The organism is Tardiphaga sp. GW822-FHT04G09 (genome assembly GCF_058800725.1).
In genome coordinates, this window is sequence record NZ_JBXAMO010000008.1 from 208,507 (window position 1) to 224,860 (window position 16,354).

The window sequence follows — 16,354 nt, forward strand, 5'->3', positions numbered from 1 at the left end:
ATGGCGGCGTTGGGAAGCCGCAAAAAGTCGAAGTCGAACGGGGCTGCGGATCGCGCAGCCCCGTGTCGTTCTTATCGTTTGCGTTCGGAGCCGCTTACGGTTCCCTTGGCGACGAGATCCTTGATCTCGTCCGCGGAGTAGCCGAACTCGCCGAGGATCTCGTTGGCGTGTTCGTTGAACTTCGGCGGGACGCGGCGCAGGCTGGCCTTGGTGCGGTCGAAGCGGACCGGGGAGGCGACGCCCTTGTACCAGTCCTTCTCGATGATATCGCCGCGATGCTTCGTGTGCGCATTGGCCAGCGCCTTGTCGATCGACTGCACGGGACCGGCCGGGAGGCCGGCGCCGAGCAGGCGTTCGCACAAAGGTGCGCTGTCGTGATCTTTCAGGATCGCTTCCAGCTCGGCACGCAGCGCGTCGCGATTCTGCACACGGTCGCGGTTGCGTGCGAAGCGCACGTCTGTGCCGAGCTCCGGTTTGCCGAGTTCGCGGCACAGCTTCCGGAACGTGCCGTCATTGCCGACACCCATGAAGATGTTGCCATCGCGCGCCTTGAACACGGCATAGGGCACCAGATTCGGATGCTCGTTGCCGGTCAGAGCAGGCGGCTTGCCGCCATTGTAGAAGTAGTTCGATGTGTGCGGATGCATGATCGCGAGACCGGTCTCATACAAAGTCGCTTCCACGAACTGTCCGAGACCAGACTTTGCACGCTCCTGCAGCGCCATCAGGATGCCGACGCAGGCATAGAGGCCGGTCGCCATGTCGACGAGCGCGACGCCGATGCGGGTCGGGCCGCTTTCCTGCGAGCCGGTCGAGGCCATCAGGCCGACCATCGACTGGATGATGGCGTCATAGCCGGGATGGCCGCCATGCGGACCGTCGGCGCCGAAGCCGGAGATGCGGCAATGGATCAGCTGCGGGAATTTTTCGCGCAGGAAATCATTGCCGATGCCCCATTTGTCGAGTGTGCCCGGCTTGAAGTTCTCGATCATCACATCGGCATCTTCGAGCATCCGCATCAGCACGGCGCGGCCGCCCTCGGAAGCGAGGTCGAGACCGATGGAGCGCTTGTTGCGATTGGCGCCGACGAAATAGGCCGCATCCTCGTCATGGAACGGGGGGCCCCAGTCGCGGGTCTCGTCGCCGGCGGGCGGCTCGACCTTGACGATGTCGGCGCCGTGGTCACCCAAGATCTGTGTGCAATAGGGACCACCAAGCACACGCGACAGATCGATCACGCGCAGGCCGGCAATCGCGCCGGGAGCTATGGGCAAGCTCATTCAATCAGCCTTCTCTCAAGTGTCGTTGGAATATTTTTATGCCAGAGAGCATGTCGAAGGCTGTCAGAGCTAGCGGGCTTCCGGCTGGTCAGCAATGGCCTTGTCCGGGCAGCGGCTATGGCCAGAGCGGGGGTATGGCGCAACCGCCAGACGAACGCGAACGGGCTCGGCCATCGGCCGAGCCCGTTCGTATCGAAAGTTAAATCGTTTGCGTCGCCGTAACTCAGACGATCACGGTGCGGACGTCGATATTGCCGCGTGTGGCGTTGGAATACGGGCAGACCTGATGCGCCTTCTCGACCAGCGCTTCAGCTTCAGCGCGCGGCAAGCCCGGGAGCGAGACCGCCAGTTCGACATCGAGGCCGAAACCACCGGCTGAACGCGGGCCGATGCCCACGGTGGAGGTGACCGACACGTCGGCGGGTACCTTGGGGCCGCCCTGCGAGCCTACGAACTTCATCGCGCCGATGAAACAGGCAGCATAGCCGGCCGCGAACAGCTGCTCGGGGTTGTTGCCGGCGCCGCCTGCGCCGCCAAGTTCCTTCGGCGTGGTGAGTTTGACGTCAAGCGCGCCATCCAGGGTTGCGGCGTGGCCATCGCGGCCGCCGGTTGCTTTGGCGCTGGTCTTGTAAAGCACATTCACAGACATGGTGTGTCTCCTTGTTGTTGTGTCTTGCCCGATTATAATTGCGCACAATTAGATTGTGTGCAATATATAAAACGCGTGACGCAATCGAATTGCGCTCAACTGATCGTGAAGGGGTTGGGGTCTGGCGTTACCTGTGGCCAAATAGACTTTGGAGATAATCATGGCCAAGAAACTCGCACCTGTTCCGCTGCTGCAGCTCGATAATCAGCTCTGCTTTGCCGTCTATTCGACCGGCCATGCGTTCAATCGCGTCTACAAACCGTTGCTGGACCGATTGAAGCTGACCTATCCGCAATATCTGGCGATGCTGGTGCTGTGGGAGCATGACAATGTTCCGGTGAAGGATATCGGGGAACGGCTGTTTCTCGATTCCGGCACGCTGACGCCGCTGCTGAAGCGGTTGGAGGCCGCTGGCCTGATCAAGCGGACCCGCAGCGCGGAGGATGAGCGGCAGATGTTGATCGCATTGACGGCACAGGGGCAGGCATTGCGCGAAAAGGCCAAGGCCGTGCCGCAGGGAATCCTTGCGGCGTCAGCCTGTACCGTAGGCGAGATGGCCGCGATGAAGAATGAACTCGTGGCGCTGCGCGACAGGCTGAATGCGGCGCTGGGGGAGTAAGGGGGTTGCGCTGCGGCTGGTCATCAGAGCCGTTTTTTCGCGAACGCTCGGCCGGAGTGGGATTTCAGATATTTCTCGAAGGCGAGAGCGCGTTGTTTGTCCGGGAAAGCGTAGTACCAGACCAATTCCCAAGGCGCGTACTTTGCGGTGTGTGTGGATTTGCCCGCGTTGTGTTCGGTGAGTCGCCGCTTCAGATCGGCTGTCGCGCCGGTATATTCCTGATGCGGGAAGTTGATGCTGCGGATGATGTAGACGTGCCACATCGTGGCTGGGCCCGATTGGGAAGTCATCAAGCAGTAAAGTGGGAACTTCAGTCCGTCTTCGCCCTAGCGGGCTTCGCCGGACACCACGCTCCGCCAAGAGGCTAAGCGCGGCTGCGCCACGCGTAGCCTCTTGGCGGAGCGTGGTGGAGCCAGGCGGGATCGAACCGCCGACCTCTTGCATGCCATGCAAGCGCTCTCCCAGCTGAGCTATGGCCCCGAACCTGCGACGCACTGGGTGGAGCGTCGCGCGGCAAACCAAGATCACATATCAGCAGTGATCTCAAGTCTTACAATTTAACTTTCTTCGTCGCCCGAAACGTCGCCGATGATGTCGGTGACGTCTTCATCGCCTTCTTCCTCGTCGGCAATGAAGGTCGAATCGTCGTCTTCATCGTCATCGATGGTGTCGTCGACTTCGATATCGTCCTCGGATTCCAGCACGGCAGCCTTCTTGCCGGTGTTTTCCTCGGCGTCGGCTTCCTCCAGCGAGACCAATTCTTCGTTCTCGGCGGCTTCCGGAGCTTCTGCGGCGGCAGATGCTGCCGCTGCGCGTGCGGCGGCGTCCGCGCGGGTCCGCGGCGGTGCGATCGGCGCAATCGGCACAACCTCACCCGTATACGGCGAAATCACCGGGCTCTTGTTGAGGTCGTAGAACTTCTTGCCCGTCGTGGGGCAAATGCGTTTGGTTCCGAGATCGGATTTGGCCACGTGAAGGGTCCTGGGGATTTTTAGAAAAACGGTGCTTCACTTGGCTAGTTGACGCGCCCCTGTCAATAGCGGTTTGCGTGAGAATGACCGCGGCGTGACGCAGCGTGGCTCTTATGCTACGAGCGCGCCTGCGCGAAGGAACACAATCTTGACCCAATCAGACACAGCTGCCGCCCGCCCGACACCGCTGACGGCGCGTAAATCCGGTGCTTTGCGCGGCTCTGCCCGCGTTCCCGGCGACAAGTCGATCTCGCACCGGGCCCTTATTCTGGGCGCTCTGGCGGTCGGCGAGACCCGGATTACGGGACTGCTGGAGGGCGAGGACGTCCTGAATACCGCCAAATCGATGCAGGCGCTGGGCGCCAGCGTCGAACGAACAGGCGATTTCGCGTGGAAGGTCAATGGCGTCGGTGTTGCCGGCTTCGCCGCACCGAAGGCGCCGCTGGATTTCGGCAATTCGGGTACCGGGTGCCGGCTGGTCATGGGCGCCGTCGCGGGCTGTCCGATCGAGGTGACATTCGACGGCGATGCGTCGCTGCGCAGCCGGCCGATGCGCCGGATTGTCGATCCCCTGGAATTGATGGGCGCCAGGGTGACCGCCAGCCAGGAGGGCGGACGTCTGCCGCTGACGCTCAAAGGCGCGCGTGATCCGCTGCCGATCGTCTATCGCACCCCGGTGGCCTCCGCCCAGATCAAGTCAGCCGTGCTGCTGGCCGGCCTGTCGGCCCCTGGCACCACCACGGTGATCGAGACCGAGGCCAGCCGGGACCACACCGAGCTGATGCTCAAGCATTTCGGCGCCGAGATCGTCTCCGAGAAGGAAGGCGCACACGGCCGCAAGATCACGCTGACAGGCCAGCCCGAACTGAAGGGCGCCGATGTCGTGGTGCCGGCAGATCCGTCCTCCGCAGCATTCCCGATGGTCGCGGCATTGATCGTGCCGGGCTCAGAGGTCGTGCTCACCGATGTGATGACCAATCCGCTGCGCACCGGGCTGTTCACGACACTGCGCGAGATGGGCGCGTCGATCGAGGAAAGCGACATCCGCGGCGATGCCGGTGAGCCGATGGCGCAATTCCGCATCACCGCCTCGAAGCTCACGGGCGTCGAAGTGCCGCCGGAGCGCGCGCCATCGATGATCGACGAATATCTGGTGCTTGCAGTCGCAGCGGCATTTGCCGAAGGCACGACCACCATGCGCGGGCTGCAGGAGTTGCGCGTCAAGGAATCCGATCGTCTGGAAGCCACGGCAGCCATGCTGCGGGTCAATGGCGTCAATGTCGAGATCGTTGGCGACGATCTCATCGTGCACGGCAATGGCCGTGTTGCCGGCGGTGGTCTTGTCGCCACCCATATGGATCACCGCATCGCCATGTCGGCACTGGCCATGGGCCTCGCTTCCGACAAGCCGGTGACCATCGACGATACGACATTCATCGCCACCAGCTTCCCTGATTTCATCCCGATGATGCGGCGCCTGGGCGCTGATTTTTCCTGAGGCGGGCTGGCGTGGATATTTCCGGCGACGGGTGCTAAGCCCGCGCAGGTCGCGCGAGCCCGGCTCCCGATCCATTGCCATTCATCGCTTCAAGACGAGCACGCGCAACGCATGATCATTGCTATCGACGGTCCCGCCGCATCCGGAAAAGGCACGCTGGGCAAACGGCTTGCGCACCATTACGGCTACCGGCACCTCGATACCGGCGTGATCTATCGCGCGGTCGCCAAGGCGATGCTCGATCTCGGCGCGGACCTGACCGATGAGGCGCAGGCCGTGGCTGTCGCCAGTGAGCTCGATCCCGAGAAATTCGGCAATCCGGCGCTGAAGACCCAGGAAGTCGGCGACGCGGCCTCTGTAGTCTCGGCCATCCCCCGGGTGCGGGAGGTCCTTTTGAATTTCCAGCGGCGTTTTGCCGAGGATCCGCCGGGAGCGGTGCTCGACGGCCGCGACATTGGAACCGTGATTTGCCCCCATGCGGACGTGAAGATCTTCGTCGTGGCGGATGCCAGGGTCCGCGCCCGCCGGCGCACCCTGGAGGCTCTTGGACGGGGCGAGGTAGCCGATGAGGCCGCCGTGCTGGCAGATATCATCAGGCGTGACGAACGCGACCAGAACCGCCCAATTGCGCCTCTGAAGCCGGCCGCGGATGCATACTTGCTGGATAACTCCAATTTGGATATAGAAGGCGGCGTCCGGGCCGCCATCGACATTGTCGAGGCCGTTCGAGCGGGCCGGCAACGGGTCTGATTTTTCTTTCTTTCCGAAAGGCCTCAGACAAAAACGTTGCCGTCATTGGAGGAAAGCCCGCTCCCGATCTCGAGCTGCGATACGCGCTTCAGGCTCCGGACGCCATCAAGTACTACCCACGTTTCGATCGTGAAGGCATGCTGCCGGCCCGTTCTTGCATCCTCCTGCAAGGCGGTCGTTAGAGGTTGCGGACCCCTGACACTTCACATTTGAGACGCCCCTTAACCCGAACGGCCGGCGATACCCGCATCTGGAGAACAAATGGCTTCGACTGCTTCTTCGTATAATCCTTCCCGCGATGATTTCGCGGCAATGCTCGACGAGTCCTTCGCGGGCGGCAACCTTCAGGAAAGCTCTGTCATCAAGGGCATCGTGGTTGCGATTGAAAAGGACATGGCCGTCATCGACGTCGGCCTGAAGACTGAAGGCCGTGTGGCACTGCGCGAATTCGCCGGTCCCGGCCGTGACAGCGAACTCAAGGTCGGCGACGAAGTCGAAGTGTTCCTCGACCGGATCGAAAACGCACTGGGCGAAGCCGTTCTGTCGCGCGACAAGGCCCGCCGGGAAGAGAGCTGGGGCAAGCTCGAGAAGGCCTTCAATAACAACGAGAAGGTTCACGGCGTCATCTTCAACCAGGTCAAGGGTGGCTTCACCGTCGATCTCGACGGCGCAGTGGCCTTCCTGCCGCGTTCGCAGGTGGACATTCGTCCGATCCGCGACGTCGCTCCGCTGATGAACAACTCGCAGCCGTTCCAGATCCTCAAGATGGATCGCCGCCGCGGCAATATCGTCGTGTCGCGTCGTACGGTTCTCGAAGAGACCCGCGCTGAACAGCGTCAGGAACTGGTCCAGAACCTCGAAGAGGGTCAGGTCATCGACGGCGTCGTCAAGAACATCACCGACTACGGTGCGTTCGTGGATCTCGGCGGTATCGACGGCCTGCTGCACGTCACCGATATCGCGTGGCGCCGCGTCAACCATCCGACCGAAGTGCTCACCATCGGTCAGACCGTCAAGGTCAAGATCATCAAGATCAACCACGAGACCCACCGTATCTCGCTCGGCATGAAGCAGCTGCTCGACGATCCGTGGCAGGGCATCGAGGCGAAGTACCCGCTGAACGCACGCTTCTCGGGTCGCGTCACCAACATCACCGACTACGGCGCATTCGTCGAACTGGAGCCGGGCATCGAAGGCCTGATCCACGTGTCGGAAATGTCGTGGACCAAGAAGAACATGCACCCCGGCAAGATCGTTTCGACCTCGCAGGAAGTCGAAGTGCAGGTTCTCGAAGTTGACAGCGTCAAGCGCCGCATTTCGCTCGGTCTCAAGCAGACCATGCGCAATCCGTGGGAAGTGTTCGTCGAGAAGTTCCCGGTCGGTTCGACCGTCGAAGGCGAAGTCAAGAACAAGACCGAGTTTGGTCTGTTCCTGGGTCTCGAAGGCGACGTGGACGGCATGGTCCATCTCTCCGACCTCGACTGGAAGCAGCCGGGCGAACAGGTCATCGACAACTTCAAGAAGGGCGACATGGTCAAGGCCATCGTCCTCGATGTGGATGTCGAGAAGGAGCGCATCTCGCTCGGCGTCAAGCAGCTCGAAGGCGACCCCTTCGCAGAGCCGGGCGACGTCAAGAAGGGCGCTGTCGTGACTTGCGAAGTGATCGAAGTGAAGGAATCCGGCATCGACGTTCAGATCGCCGGCACCGACTTCACGACCTTCATCAAGCGTTCGGAACTGGCGCGTGAGCGTTCGGATCAGCGCGCTGAGCGTTTCGCCGTTGGCGAAAAGGTCGATGCCCGCGTGATCCAGTTCGACAAGAAGGCCCGCAAGGTCCAGGTGTCGATCAAGGCTCTCGAAGTGGCAGAAGAGAAGGAAGCCATCGCGCAGTACGGATCGTCGGATTCGGGCGCGACCCTCGGCGACATTCTTGGCAAGGCGCTCAAGCAGAGCACCGACAAGTAAGCGCGCAAGTAAGTTTCGACTCACTTGCTGCTACCAATTGGGGCCCCGGTTTCACCGGGGCCCTTTTTGCTGTTTCGACCATGTTTTCTTCATATTGCCTCGCAATTGATGTATTTGAGATACCTCAAGTAAACGCTGCCCGGACGACAGATGCAGCTTCCGCCAGACGCAGCTCTCGCCGAGGGCTTCCAGGAGATTTCCGATGTCGCTTGATTCCGATGTGATCGTCGATCGCCGCAGGATGCGCCGCAAGCTGACTTTCTGGCGTGTGGCCGCCGTGCTGGTAGCGGTCGCAGCGGTGGTCGTCGTCGGGGTCGCTGTGACGCGGTCGGGGTCCGAGGCGCTGTCGTCGTCAGGTGCGATCGCGCGCATCAAGATCGAGGGCCTGATCCAGAGCAACAATGATCGCGTCGAGGCGCTGGAACGGCTGGAGAAGTCATCGGCCGCCGCGGTGGTGGTTCATATCAACTCGCCGGGGGGCACCACAGCGGGCTCCGAGCAGCTCTATGACGCGCTGATGCGCGTGAAGGCCAAGAAGCCCATGGTGGTCGTCGTCGAGGGCCTGGCCGCATCCGGCGGCTACATCGCGGCGCTAGCATCCGACCATATTGTCGCACAGCAGAGCTCGCTGGTTGGTTCCATCGGCGTGCTGTTCCAGTTTCCCAATTTCACGGGTTTGATGAAGACCGTCGGCGTCGAGGTCGAGCAGGTCAAATCCTCGCCGCTGAAGGCGGCGCCCAACGGCTTCGAGCCGACCAGCCCGGAAGCGCGGGCGGCACTCGAATCGCTGGTGAAGGACTCCTACGCCTGGTTCCGCGGGCTCGTGCAGAGCCGCCGCGCCATGGATGAGGCGCAACTACAGAAAGTCGCCGATGGCCGTGTTTTCACGGGGCGCCAGGCCGTGGACCTCAAGCTGATCGACCAGCTCGGCGATGAGAAAGCCGCCGTGGCGTGGCTGGTATCCGAGAAAAAGATCAAGAGCGACCTGCCGGTCCGCGACTTCAAGCTGACGCCCAAGTTCGGCGATCTGACCTTCCTGCGCGCTGCCGCGACGATCACACTCAATGCAGTGGGTCTCAATGCGATCGCGCGCCAGGTCGAGCAGGCCGGCCTCACGCAGGCTATGGACGGTTTTGGCCTCGGCGGCATGCTGGCGCTCTGGCAGCCGGCCACCACCAACTAGGGGACCGCTCATACGATCCCTCCCGCACTGCAAAGAGGGCTGCAACAACGGTTTCGGGCATTTGTCACGCATTTTCGAAGGTGCCCGATTTCATTTAGCGTCTTGACAGTTCAAGGCATTTTCACGGAAATGCATCCTCCCGTTCAGAGTCCAACGTCTCGATGATCAAATCCGAACTCGTTCAACGCATCGCTGAGCATAACCCGCACCTCTACCAGCGGGATGTTGAGAACATCGTGAATGCGATTCTCGATGAGATCGTGGCTGCGCTGGCACGCGGTGATCGTGTCGAACTTCGCGGCTTCGGTGCATTCTCGGTGAAGCATCGCCCCGCCCGCGCAGGCCGCAATCCGCGTACCGGCGAGCATGTTCCAGTGGACCAGAAGAGCGTTCCGTTCTTCAAGACTGGCAAGGAAATGCGCGAGCGCCTGAATCGCGACAATGCGGCGCCGGAAGCAAGCGCAGCGCCATAGAGAACCTCGAGGTAGCGCGCATTCGGGCTGACAAGCCTGAGCCCATTAGCGGAATGCGCACCCGCATCGCCTTCGCGAGAGACGTTGATGCGCAAATTCTTCTCAGCCCTGGTGATTATCCCCCTCGCGATCATCTTCATCGTGTTCGCCGTTGCCAACCGTCATCTGGTCACCGTCTCCTTCGATCCGTTCAACAGCAGCTATCCCGCGGTCGGTGCCACGATGCCGCTGTTCGTCGTGATCATCCTGTCGGCCATCCTGGGCGTCATCGCGGGGGGAATGGCTACCTGGTTCAGGCAGGGCCGCTGGCGCCGTGCAGCGCGTCAGCACGAGGCCGATGTGCGGCGGGCTCGTGCAGAACTGGCTGATCTACGCGCTCATGCTGCGACCGCCTCGCGGAACGGTACGCAGCGGCTCCCGGCCCCGGGTTCCCCTTATATGGCTGGTGAGCGAGACAAGTCCGGCGCGACGTTGTAGAACCCCGCGCATAGGCTTTTCCTGCCATTCCCGGTATTGCCAGCGGCCATTTGAAGCATGTCTCTGATCGTTAAAATCTGCGGCCTGTCCACTCCGGAGACGCTCGACGCGGCTCTGGCCGGCGGTGCGGATATGGTCGGCTTCGTGTTCTTTCCGCCGTCGCCGCGCCACGTCACGCTCGACGTTGCGCGGGCTCTCGGGAACCAGGCGAAGGGCCGCGCTGTAAAGGTCGCGCTGTCGGTGGATGCCGACGATGCGGATCTGGAAAACAGCATCGACGCATTGAAGCCCGATATCCTGCAGCTCCACGGCAAGGAAAGCGTGGCGCGGGTGCGTGATATCAAACAGAAGTTCGGCCTTCCGGTCATGAAGGCGCTCGCCGTCGAGACCAGGGCCGATCTCGTTGCATTGCCCGGCTATGCTGCGGTCTGCGATCGCATTCTGTTCGATGCCAAACCGCCAAAGGATGCAACGCGTCCGGGTGGCCTCGGCGCGGTCTTCGACTGGCATCTGCTCGAAGGCCTCGATCTGAAGCTGCCCTTCATGGTGTCGGGCGGTCTCAATGCCGCCAACGTCGCCGAAGCCCTGCGTATCACGCGGGCCGGCGGTGTCGATATTTCGTCCGGCGTGGAAAGCGCGCCGGGTATCAAGGATCCCGACATGATCCGCGCTTTCATCCGCGCCGCGCGCGCAACGGAAGAGTTGACGACCTGATGACTCAAGCCATTCCCAATTCCTATCGGTCCGGTCCCGACGACACCGGTCACTTCGGCATCTTCGGCGGCCGCTTCGTCGCCGAGACGCTGATGCCGCTGATCCTCAATCTGCAGAAGGCCTATGAGGAGGCCAAGGCCGATCCCGCCTTCCGCAAGGAGATGGACGGTTATCTCAAGGCCTATGTCGGCCGCCCGTCGCCGCTCTATTTTGCGGAGCGCCTGACCGAACATCTCGGCGGCGCAAAAATCTATTTGAAGCGTGAGGAGCTGAATCACACCGGCTCGCACAAGGTGAACAATGTGCTCGGCCAGATCATGGTCGCGCGCCGTATGGGCAAGAAGCGGATCATCGCCGAGACCGGCGCCGGCCAGCATGGCGTGGCGACGGCGACGCTCTGTGCACGCTTTGGCCTCGAATGTATCGTCTATATGGGCGCGGTGGACGTTGCGCGTCAGCAGCCCAATGTGATCCGCATGGAAATGCTCGGTGCCAAGGTGGTGCCGGTGCAGGTTGGTGCGCGCACGCTCAAGGATGCGATGAACGAGGCGCTGCGCGACTGGGTCACCAATGTGCACGACACGTTCTATTGCATCGGCACCGTTGCCGGCCCGCACCCCTATCCGATGATGGTACGCGACTTCCAGTCGATCATCGGGGAGGAAACGCGTGTGCAGATGCAGGAGCTCGAAGGCCGCCTGCCGGATTCGTTGATCGCCTGCATCGGCGGCGGCTCCAACGCGATGGGGCTCTTCCATCCGTTTCTCGACGATCCCTCGGTCGATATCTACGGCGTCGAAGCGGCGGGTCACGGCCTCACCAATTTGCATGCGGCGTCGATCGCCGGTGGCCGTCCCGGCGTGCTGCACGGCAACCGCACCTATCTCCTGATGGATGAAGACGGCCAGATCCAGGAAGGCCATTCGATCTCCGCCGGCCTCGATTATCCCGGCATCGGCCCCGAGCATTCGTGGCTGCATACGATCGGCCGCGTGAAGTATCTGTCGGCGACGGATGAGGAAGCGCTCGCCGCATTCCAGCTGCTGTCGAAACTCGAAGGCATCATTCCGGCGCTGGAGCCGGCCCATGCCCTCGCCAAGGTGAGCGAACTCGCGCCAACGCTGCCGAAGGATCACCTGATGGTCGTCAACCTCTCCGGCCGCGGCGACAAGGACGTCCCGCAGGTCGGCGATATCCTGAAGGGCAGGCAATCGTGACCACCCGCATCGATACCCGTTTCGCCGAACTGAAAGCCGAAGGCCGTGCGGCATTCGTCACCTTCGTGATGGCCGGCGATCCCGATCCCGCCACCGCGCTGGAAATCGTCAAGGCGCTGCCGAAGGCCGGTGCCGACATCATCGAGATCGGTATGCCCTTCACCGATCCGATGGCTGACGGCCCGTCGATCCAGGCTGCGGGTCTGCGCGCGCTGCAGGCTGGCATGACGCTGCGCAAGACACTACAGCTCGTGCGCGACTTCCGCGTCACTGACGACAAGACGCCCATCGTGCTGATGGGCTACTACAATCCGATCTATATCTACGGCGTCGATAAATTCCTGCCTGATGCGAAATCCGCCGGCGTCGATGGCCTGATCATCGTCGACCTGCCGCCGGAAGAAGACGCCGAACTCTGCCTGCCCGCCATGAAGGCCGGCCTCAATTTCATTCGTCTCGCGACTCCGACCACCGACGACAAACGCCTCCCGGCTGTGCTCGCAAACACGTCGGGCTTCGTCTATTACGTCTCGATCACGGGCATCACCGGCTCGGCCAGCGCGGACACCTCCGCCGTGAGCGCCGCTGTGGAACGCATCAAGCGTCACACCAAATTGCCGGTCTGTGTCGGATTCGGCATCCGGACGCCGGAAGCGGCGCATGACATCGCAAGGCATGCCAATGGCGCCGTGGTCGGCACGGCGCTGGTCGATGCTCTGAAGGCGTCGCTGGATGCCGAGGGCAAGGCAACGCCCAGGACCGTCAGCGCTGTCGCCGGTCTGGCCGCAGCCCTTGCCCAGGGCGTTCATGGGGCCAAACAGGCTGCGGAATAAGCCACAATTGGCCGACATAGACCGGGAACGATGGTTGCCGGGCTCTGTGCCGGCCGCCATATAGATATCAGAGCGACGCATCATCTCAGCGACGCGGAGACACACATGAACTGGCTCACCAACGTCGTCCGGCCGAAAATCCGCAACATCCTGCGTCGTGAGACGCCCGAGAATCTGTGGATCAAGTGCCCGGATACAGGACAGCTCGTGTTCTACAAGGACGTCGAGAGCAACCAGTTCGTCATTCCCGGCTCGAACTATCACATGCGCATGGGCGCCACCGCCCGCATGAAGTCGATCTTCGACAACGAGACCTGGTACGACGTCGCGCTGCCCGAAGTGATTGCCGATCCGCTGAAGTTTCGCGACGAGCGCAAATATGTCGATCGCATCAAGGATGCGCGCACCAAGACCAGCATGAACGACTCGGTCAAGGTCGGTTACGGCAAGATGGAGGGCACCGGCGTCGTCGTCGCCGTGCAGGATTTCGATTTCATGGGTGGTTCGCTCGGCATGGCCGCCGGTGAGGCGCTGGTGCGCGGATTTGAGCTCGCGGTCGAGAAGAAGTCGCCCTTCATCGTGTTCGCGGCCTCCGGCGGTGCGCGCATGCAGGAAGGCATCCTCTCGCTCATGCAGCTGCCCCGCACCACCGTCGGCGTGCAGATGCTGCGCGAAGCCAAGCTGCCCTACATCGTCGTGCTCACCAACCCGACCACAGGCGGTGTCACTGCATCTTACGCGATGCTGGGCGATGTGCAGATCGCCGAGCCCGGCGCGCTGATCGGCTTTGCCGGTGCCCGCGTGATCGAGCAGACCATCCGCGAGAAACTGCCGGAAGGTTTCCAGCGCGCCGAATATCTGCGCGACCACGGCATGATCGACATGGTCGTGCATCGCCACGATCTGAAGCCGACGCTGGCGCGCCTGTGCCGCCTGCTGACGAAGTCCCCGGCCATTGCCAGTCCGCCGCGCGCGGAGAGCATTCCGGCCGAGATCGTCGTGGCTCCTGACGCGGTGCCGGCCGCGCACGCGTGAGCAACTCCGCGCCGCCATCGTCGCCGGACCTCGGCGGGATTCTGGCGCGGCTGTCGACGCTGCATCCGACCGCCATCGATCTGTCGCTGGACCGCATGCAGCGGCTGATGGCGCAGCTCGGCAATCCCGAGTGCAAGCTGCCCCCGGTCATCCATGTCGCCGGCACCAATGGCAAGGGCTCAACCATCGCCTATCTGCGCGCGATCTGCGAAGCCGCCGGTCTCAAAGTTCACGTCTACACCTCGCCGCATCTCGTTCGCATGAATGAGAGTATCCGCCTCGCCGGCACGCTGGTGAGCGACGATGAATTGCAAGCGGCTTTCGCCCATGTCGAAACGGTCAATGCCGGCGCACCGATTACGCTGTTCGAGGCCGAGACCGCCGTGGCGTTCGATCTGTTCGCGAAACATCCCGCCGATGTCGTGCTGCTCGAAGTCGGCCTCGGCGGCCGGCTCGATGCGACCAATGTCATCGAAACACCAGCCGCCTGTGTATTGACGCCGATTGCCATCGATCACACGGATTTTCTCGGCGATACGCTCGCGAAGATTGCCGGTGAGAAAGCCGGCATCATCAAGCGCCGCGTGCCGGTGATCACCGCCGAGCAGGCGCCTGAAGTGACCGAGGTGATCGAACAGCAGGCGCGCAGGATGCATGCGCCGCTTGTGAGCGCCGGGCAGGAATGGCACGTCAATATCGAGCGCGGGCGTCTGGTGTATCAGGACGATCGCGGGCTGATGGATATCGCCGCGCCACGGCTGTTCGGGCGCCATCAGTTCGGCAATGCCGGTTTGGCAATTGCGACATTGCGTGCGCTGGACATCTTCAAGATCGATCCCGCGGCCTACGAGACGGGTGTGGCGCGCGCCGAATGGCCAGCGCGGATGCAGCGACTGACATCGGGCAGGCTCGTCGCTGCTGCGCCTGCCGAATCCGAAGTCTGGCTCGATGGCGGCCACAATGCGGATGGCGGTCGCGTCATCGCAGCCGCGCTCGGCGATCTCGAAGAGCGCGTGCCGCGACCGCTGGTAGTGATCGCCGGCATGATGGCCAACAAGGATGCCACCGGCTTTCTGGCGAATTTTGCCGGCCAGACCCGGCATATCATTGCGGTGAAAATCCCCGGCCGCGACGGCGCCATGGCGCCCGAAACACTGGCCGATGCCGCGCGGAGCCTGGGTATGCGCGTCGAGACCGCGCCGAGCGTCGCTGATGCGCTGCAATCTCTCACCAAGCTGGCCTATGAAGTGCCGCCGCGGATCCTGATTGCGGGCTCGCTCTATCTCGCCGGCCATGTGTTGGCCGAGAACGGCACGCTACCTGCATAGAATCTGCATCACGCTAAGCGATCTCTGATTGATCGTTGATTGTTTCGGGGAGATTCGATGCGCTTCGCTGCCATTGCCGATGTTCACGGCAACCATTTCGCCCTTGAAGCTGTTGTCGCTGACATCCGCGCGCAGGGCATTTCCGATATCGTCAATCTCGGCGACATGGTCTCAGGCCCGCTGGATGCCCGCCGCACCGTCGAGATCATGATGGGCATGAATGCCGTCTGCGTGCGTGGCAATCACGATCGCTACGTCACCGATTACAAACTTGAAGACATGTATCCGTCCGACCGCCTGGCGCATAGCCAGCTCGAGCCGGCGCAGATGGAATGGCTGCGTGCGTTGCCCTTCAGCACGATCTATCGCGACGAGGTCTATCTCGTTCACGCCACGCCCGATGACGACAACACCTACTGGATGGAGTCCGTAACGCCCGAGGGCATCGTGCATTTGGCCGCGATCGAAGCCATCGAGGAGAAGGCGAAAGGTATTACCCAATCGCTTATCCTCTGCGCCCACACCCACATTGCACGCTCCGTCAGGCTTCGCGACGGCCGCATGATCGTCAATCCCGGCAGCGTCGGCGGCCCCGGTTATCGCGATGTCGTGCCCTATCCGCACATGCTCGAAGTCGGCACGCCGGACGCCTGCTACGCAATCATCGAAAAGGTGGGCAAGCGATGGCACGTGACGTTCCGTCAGGTGCCTTACGATCATCAGGCGATGGCGGAGTTGGCGTTGGAGAACCAGCGACCCGAATGGGCGAGCGCACTGGCGACGGGATGGATTCGCTGATGTAAGGAAAAACGGTCGGCGTCGCTTCCCTCGCCCCGCTTGCGGGGAGAGGGTGGCGCGGACGAAGCGGGGCGAGGTCAGGTACACAAAACAAAAACGGCCGGTGAAAACCACCGGCCGTCAAATTCTCGAATAAAGCGCGCGATCAGACCGCAGCGCTGATCCACTGCTGCAGCTTCGCCTTCGGCGCGGCGCCGACCTGCCGGGAGGCCATTTCGCCGCCCTTGAAGATCATCAGCGTCGGGATCGACATCACGCCATACTTGGAGGCGGTCTTCGGGTTCTCGTCGACATTGAGCTTCAGGATGGTGACCTTTTCGCCCATGGCAGCGGAGATTTCGTCGAGCGCTGGCGCGATCATGCGGCACGGACCGCACCATTCGGCCCAGAAATCGATCACGACCGGGCCGGTCGCCTTGAGCACTTCCGCTTCGAAATCGGCGTCTGTCACCTTGCCAACGGCCATGGTCGTATCCTCGTCCTGTTCAATGAAAGGCGCGGAAGATTCGCGCGCCGGAATGATGCATCCAACCTATGAACGCCCCCTTGCCGGGTCAAGGTTGG

Annotated in this window: 18 protein-coding genes and 1 tRNA gene; 13 read left to right on the forward strand and 6 right to left on the reverse strand. The window is 62.2% G+C overall.

Annotated features, from left to right (window positions below; genetic code table 11):
* Window positions 1-71: 71 nt before the first annotated feature.
* On the reverse strand, window positions 72-1,280 hold the full coding sequence (locus tag AC1RLZ_RS16685) for a CaiB/BaiF CoA transferase family protein (RefSeq protein ID WP_493189500.1): 1,209 nt from the start codon (window positions 1,278-1,280) through the stop codon (window positions 72-74).
* A 223-nt stretch (window positions 1,281-1,503) separates the two neighbouring features.
* Window positions 1,504-1,929 carry an organic hydroperoxide resistance protein gene (locus AC1RLZ_RS16690; protein ID WP_184512582.1) on the reverse strand — a complete coding sequence of 142 codons (426 nt, stop codon included), beginning with the start codon at window positions 1,927-1,929 and terminating at the stop codon, window positions 1,504-1,506.
* 160 nt (window positions 1,930-2,089) lie between these two features.
* Between AC1RLZ_RS16690 and AC1RLZ_RS16695 the strand changes: the two genes are divergently transcribed.
* Window positions 2,090-2,548: a MarR family winged helix-turn-helix transcriptional regulator gene (locus AC1RLZ_RS16695; RefSeq protein WP_493189501.1), complete on the forward strand. Its 459-nt coding sequence runs from the start codon at window positions 2,090-2,092 to the stop codon at window positions 2,546-2,548.
* 23 nt (window positions 2,549-2,571) lie between these two features.
* On the opposite strand, the gene AC1RLZ_RS16700 is transcribed toward AC1RLZ_RS16695, so the two are convergent.
* The 3 genes from AC1RLZ_RS16700 to AC1RLZ_RS16710 form a co-directional block, all read right to left on the reverse strand.
* On the reverse strand, window positions 2,572-2,811 hold the full coding sequence (locus AC1RLZ_RS16700) for a GIY-YIG nuclease family protein (protein ID WP_493189502.1): 240 nt from the start codon (window positions 2,809-2,811) through the stop codon (window positions 2,572-2,574).
* Window positions 2,812-2,952: 141 nt separating this feature from the next.
* Window positions 2,953-3,028, reverse strand: a tRNA-Ala gene (locus AC1RLZ_RS16705).
* Window positions 3,029-3,105: 77 nt separating this feature from the next.
* A complete protein-coding gene (locus AC1RLZ_RS16710) occupies window positions 3,106-3,519 on the reverse strand; it encodes a TIGR02300 family protein (RefSeq protein WP_149529528.1) in 414 nt (137 codons plus the stop codon).
* Between the two features lie 148 nt (window positions 3,520-3,667).
* On the opposite strand from AC1RLZ_RS16710, the gene aroA reads away from it, so the two are divergent.
* The 12 genes from aroA (at window position 3,668) to AC1RLZ_RS16770 (ending at window position 15,790) form a co-directional block, all read left to right on the forward strand.
* The gene (aroA, locus tag AC1RLZ_RS16715) at window positions 3,668-5,017 is read left to right on the forward strand and encodes a 3-phosphoshikimate 1-carboxyvinyltransferase (RefSeq protein WP_493189503.1); all 1,350 of its coding nucleotides are present in this window, start codon (window positions 3,668-3,670) and stop codon (window positions 5,015-5,017) included.
* 111 nt (window positions 5,018-5,128) lie between these two features.
* The gene (cmk, locus tag AC1RLZ_RS16720; protein WP_371423509.1) at window positions 5,129-5,767 is read left to right on the forward strand and encodes a (d)CMP kinase; all 639 of its coding nucleotides are present in this window, start codon (window positions 5,129-5,131) and stop codon (window positions 5,765-5,767) included.
* Between the two features lie 261 nt (window positions 5,768-6,028).
* Entirely contained in the window at window positions 6,029-7,732 is a 1,704-nt protein-coding gene (gene rpsA / locus AC1RLZ_RS16725) for a 30S ribosomal protein S1 (RefSeq protein WP_068730324.1), read from the forward strand.
* Between the two features lie 202 nt (window positions 7,733-7,934).
* Window positions 7,935-8,915 (forward strand): signal peptide peptidase SppA, encoded by a 981-nt coding sequence (sppA, locus tag AC1RLZ_RS16730; RefSeq protein WP_493189504.1) that lies wholly within the window; start codon window positions 7,935-7,937, stop codon window positions 8,913-8,915.
* A 161-nt stretch (window positions 8,916-9,076) separates the two neighbouring features.
* Window positions 9,077-9,388 (forward strand): integration host factor subunit beta, encoded by a 312-nt coding sequence (locus AC1RLZ_RS16735; protein ID WP_116659536.1) that lies wholly within the window; start codon window positions 9,077-9,079, stop codon window positions 9,386-9,388.
* Between the two features lie 87 nt (window positions 9,389-9,475).
* Entirely contained in the window at window positions 9,476-9,865 is a 390-nt protein-coding gene (locus AC1RLZ_RS16740) for a LapA family protein (protein ID WP_493189505.1), read from the forward strand.
* Window positions 9,866-9,922: 57 nt separating this feature from the next.
* Window positions 9,923-10,579: a phosphoribosylanthranilate isomerase gene (locus tag AC1RLZ_RS16745; protein ID WP_493189506.1), complete on the forward strand. Its 657-nt coding sequence runs from the start codon at window positions 9,923-9,925 to the stop codon at window positions 10,577-10,579.
* Window positions 10,579-11,796, forward strand: a complete 1,218-nt coding sequence (trpB, locus tag AC1RLZ_RS16750) for a tryptophan synthase subunit beta (RefSeq protein WP_371423514.1) — start codon at window positions 10,579-10,581, stop codon at window positions 11,794-11,796. Before AC1RLZ_RS16745 ends, trpB begins: the two co-directional genes overlap by 1 nt.
* Entirely contained in the window at window positions 11,793-12,629 is an 837-nt protein-coding gene (trpA, locus tag AC1RLZ_RS16755; protein ID WP_493189507.1) for a tryptophan synthase subunit alpha, read from the forward strand. The genes trpB and trpA overlap by 4 nt, the downstream gene beginning before the upstream one ends.
* A gap of 105 nt (window positions 12,630-12,734) precedes the next feature.
* Window positions 12,735-13,664 carry an acetyl-CoA carboxylase, carboxyltransferase subunit beta gene (gene accD, locus AC1RLZ_RS16760; RefSeq protein ID WP_371423516.1) on the forward strand — a complete coding sequence of 310 codons (930 nt, stop codon included), beginning with the start codon at window positions 12,735-12,737 and terminating at the stop codon, window positions 13,662-13,664.
* Between the two features lie 95 nt (window positions 13,665-13,759).
* Window positions 13,760-14,992: a bifunctional folylpolyglutamate synthase/dihydrofolate synthase gene (locus tag AC1RLZ_RS16765; RefSeq protein ID WP_493189533.1), complete on the forward strand. Its 1,233-nt coding sequence runs from the start codon at window positions 13,760-13,762 to the stop codon at window positions 14,990-14,992.
* A 57-nt stretch (window positions 14,993-15,049) separates the two neighbouring features.
* Window positions 15,050-15,790, forward strand: a complete 741-nt coding sequence (locus AC1RLZ_RS16770) for a metallophosphoesterase family protein (RefSeq protein WP_493189508.1) — start codon at window positions 15,050-15,052, stop codon at window positions 15,788-15,790.
* Window positions 15,791-15,935: 145 nt separating this feature from the next.
* Here AC1RLZ_RS16770 and trxA read toward each other — a convergent pair whose 3' ends face one another.
* A complete protein-coding gene (gene trxA / locus AC1RLZ_RS16775; protein ID WP_068734104.1) occupies window positions 15,936-16,256 on the reverse strand; it encodes a thioredoxin in 321 nt (106 codons plus the stop codon).
* Window positions 16,257-16,354: the final 98 nt, after the last annotated feature.

Coding starts and splice junctions, on each gene's coding strand:
- AC1RLZ_RS16695 (WP_493189501.1), top strand. CDS start 2,090: ATGGCCAAGAAACTCGCACCTGTTCCGCTGCTGCAGCTCGATAATCAG.
- AC1RLZ_RS16685 (WP_493189500.1), bottom strand. CDS start 1,280: ATGAGCTTGCCCATAGCTCCCGGCGCGATTGCCGGCCTGCGCGTGATC.
- accD (WP_371423516.1), top strand. CDS start 12,735: ATGAACTGGCTCACCAACGTCGTCCGGCCGAAAATCCGCAACATCCTG.
- cmk (WP_371423509.1), top strand. CDS start 5,129: ATGATCATTGCTATCGACGGTCCCGCCGCATCCGGAAAAGGCACGCTG.
- AC1RLZ_RS16770 (WP_493189508.1), top strand. CDS start 15,050: ATGCGCTTCGCTGCCATTGCCGATGTTCACGGCAACCATTTCGCCCTT.
- AC1RLZ_RS16690 (WP_184512582.1), bottom strand. CDS start 1,929: ATGTCTGTGAATGTGCTTTACAAGACCAGCGCCAAAGCAACCGGCGGC.
- rpsA (WP_068730324.1), top strand. CDS start 6,029: ATGGCTTCGACTGCTTCTTCGTATAATCCTTCCCGCGATGATTTCGCG.
- AC1RLZ_RS16740 (WP_493189505.1), top strand. CDS start 9,476: ATGCGCAAATTCTTCTCAGCCCTGGTGATTATCCCCCTCGCGATCATC.
- AC1RLZ_RS16700 (WP_493189502.1), bottom strand. CDS start 2,811: ATGTGGCACGTCTACATCATCCGCAGCATCAACTTCCCGCATCAGGAA.
- sppA (WP_493189504.1), top strand. CDS start 7,935: ATGTCGCTTGATTCCGATGTGATCGTCGATCGCCGCAGGATGCGCCGC.
- AC1RLZ_RS16735 (WP_116659536.1), top strand. CDS start 9,077: ATGATCAAATCCGAACTCGTTCAACGCATCGCTGAGCATAACCCGCAC.
- trxA (WP_068734104.1), bottom strand. CDS start 16,256: ATGGCCGTTGGCAAGGTGACAGACGCCGATTTCGAAGCGGAAGTGCTC.
- trpB (WP_371423514.1), top strand. CDS start 10,579: ATGACTCAAGCCATTCCCAATTCCTATCGGTCCGGTCCCGACGACACC.
- AC1RLZ_RS16765 (WP_493189533.1), top strand. CDS start 13,760: ATGCAGCGGCTGATGGCGCAGCTCGGCAATCCCGAGTGCAAGCTGCCC.
- AC1RLZ_RS16745 (WP_493189506.1), top strand. CDS start 9,923: ATGTCTCTGATCGTTAAAATCTGCGGCCTGTCCACTCCGGAGACGCTC.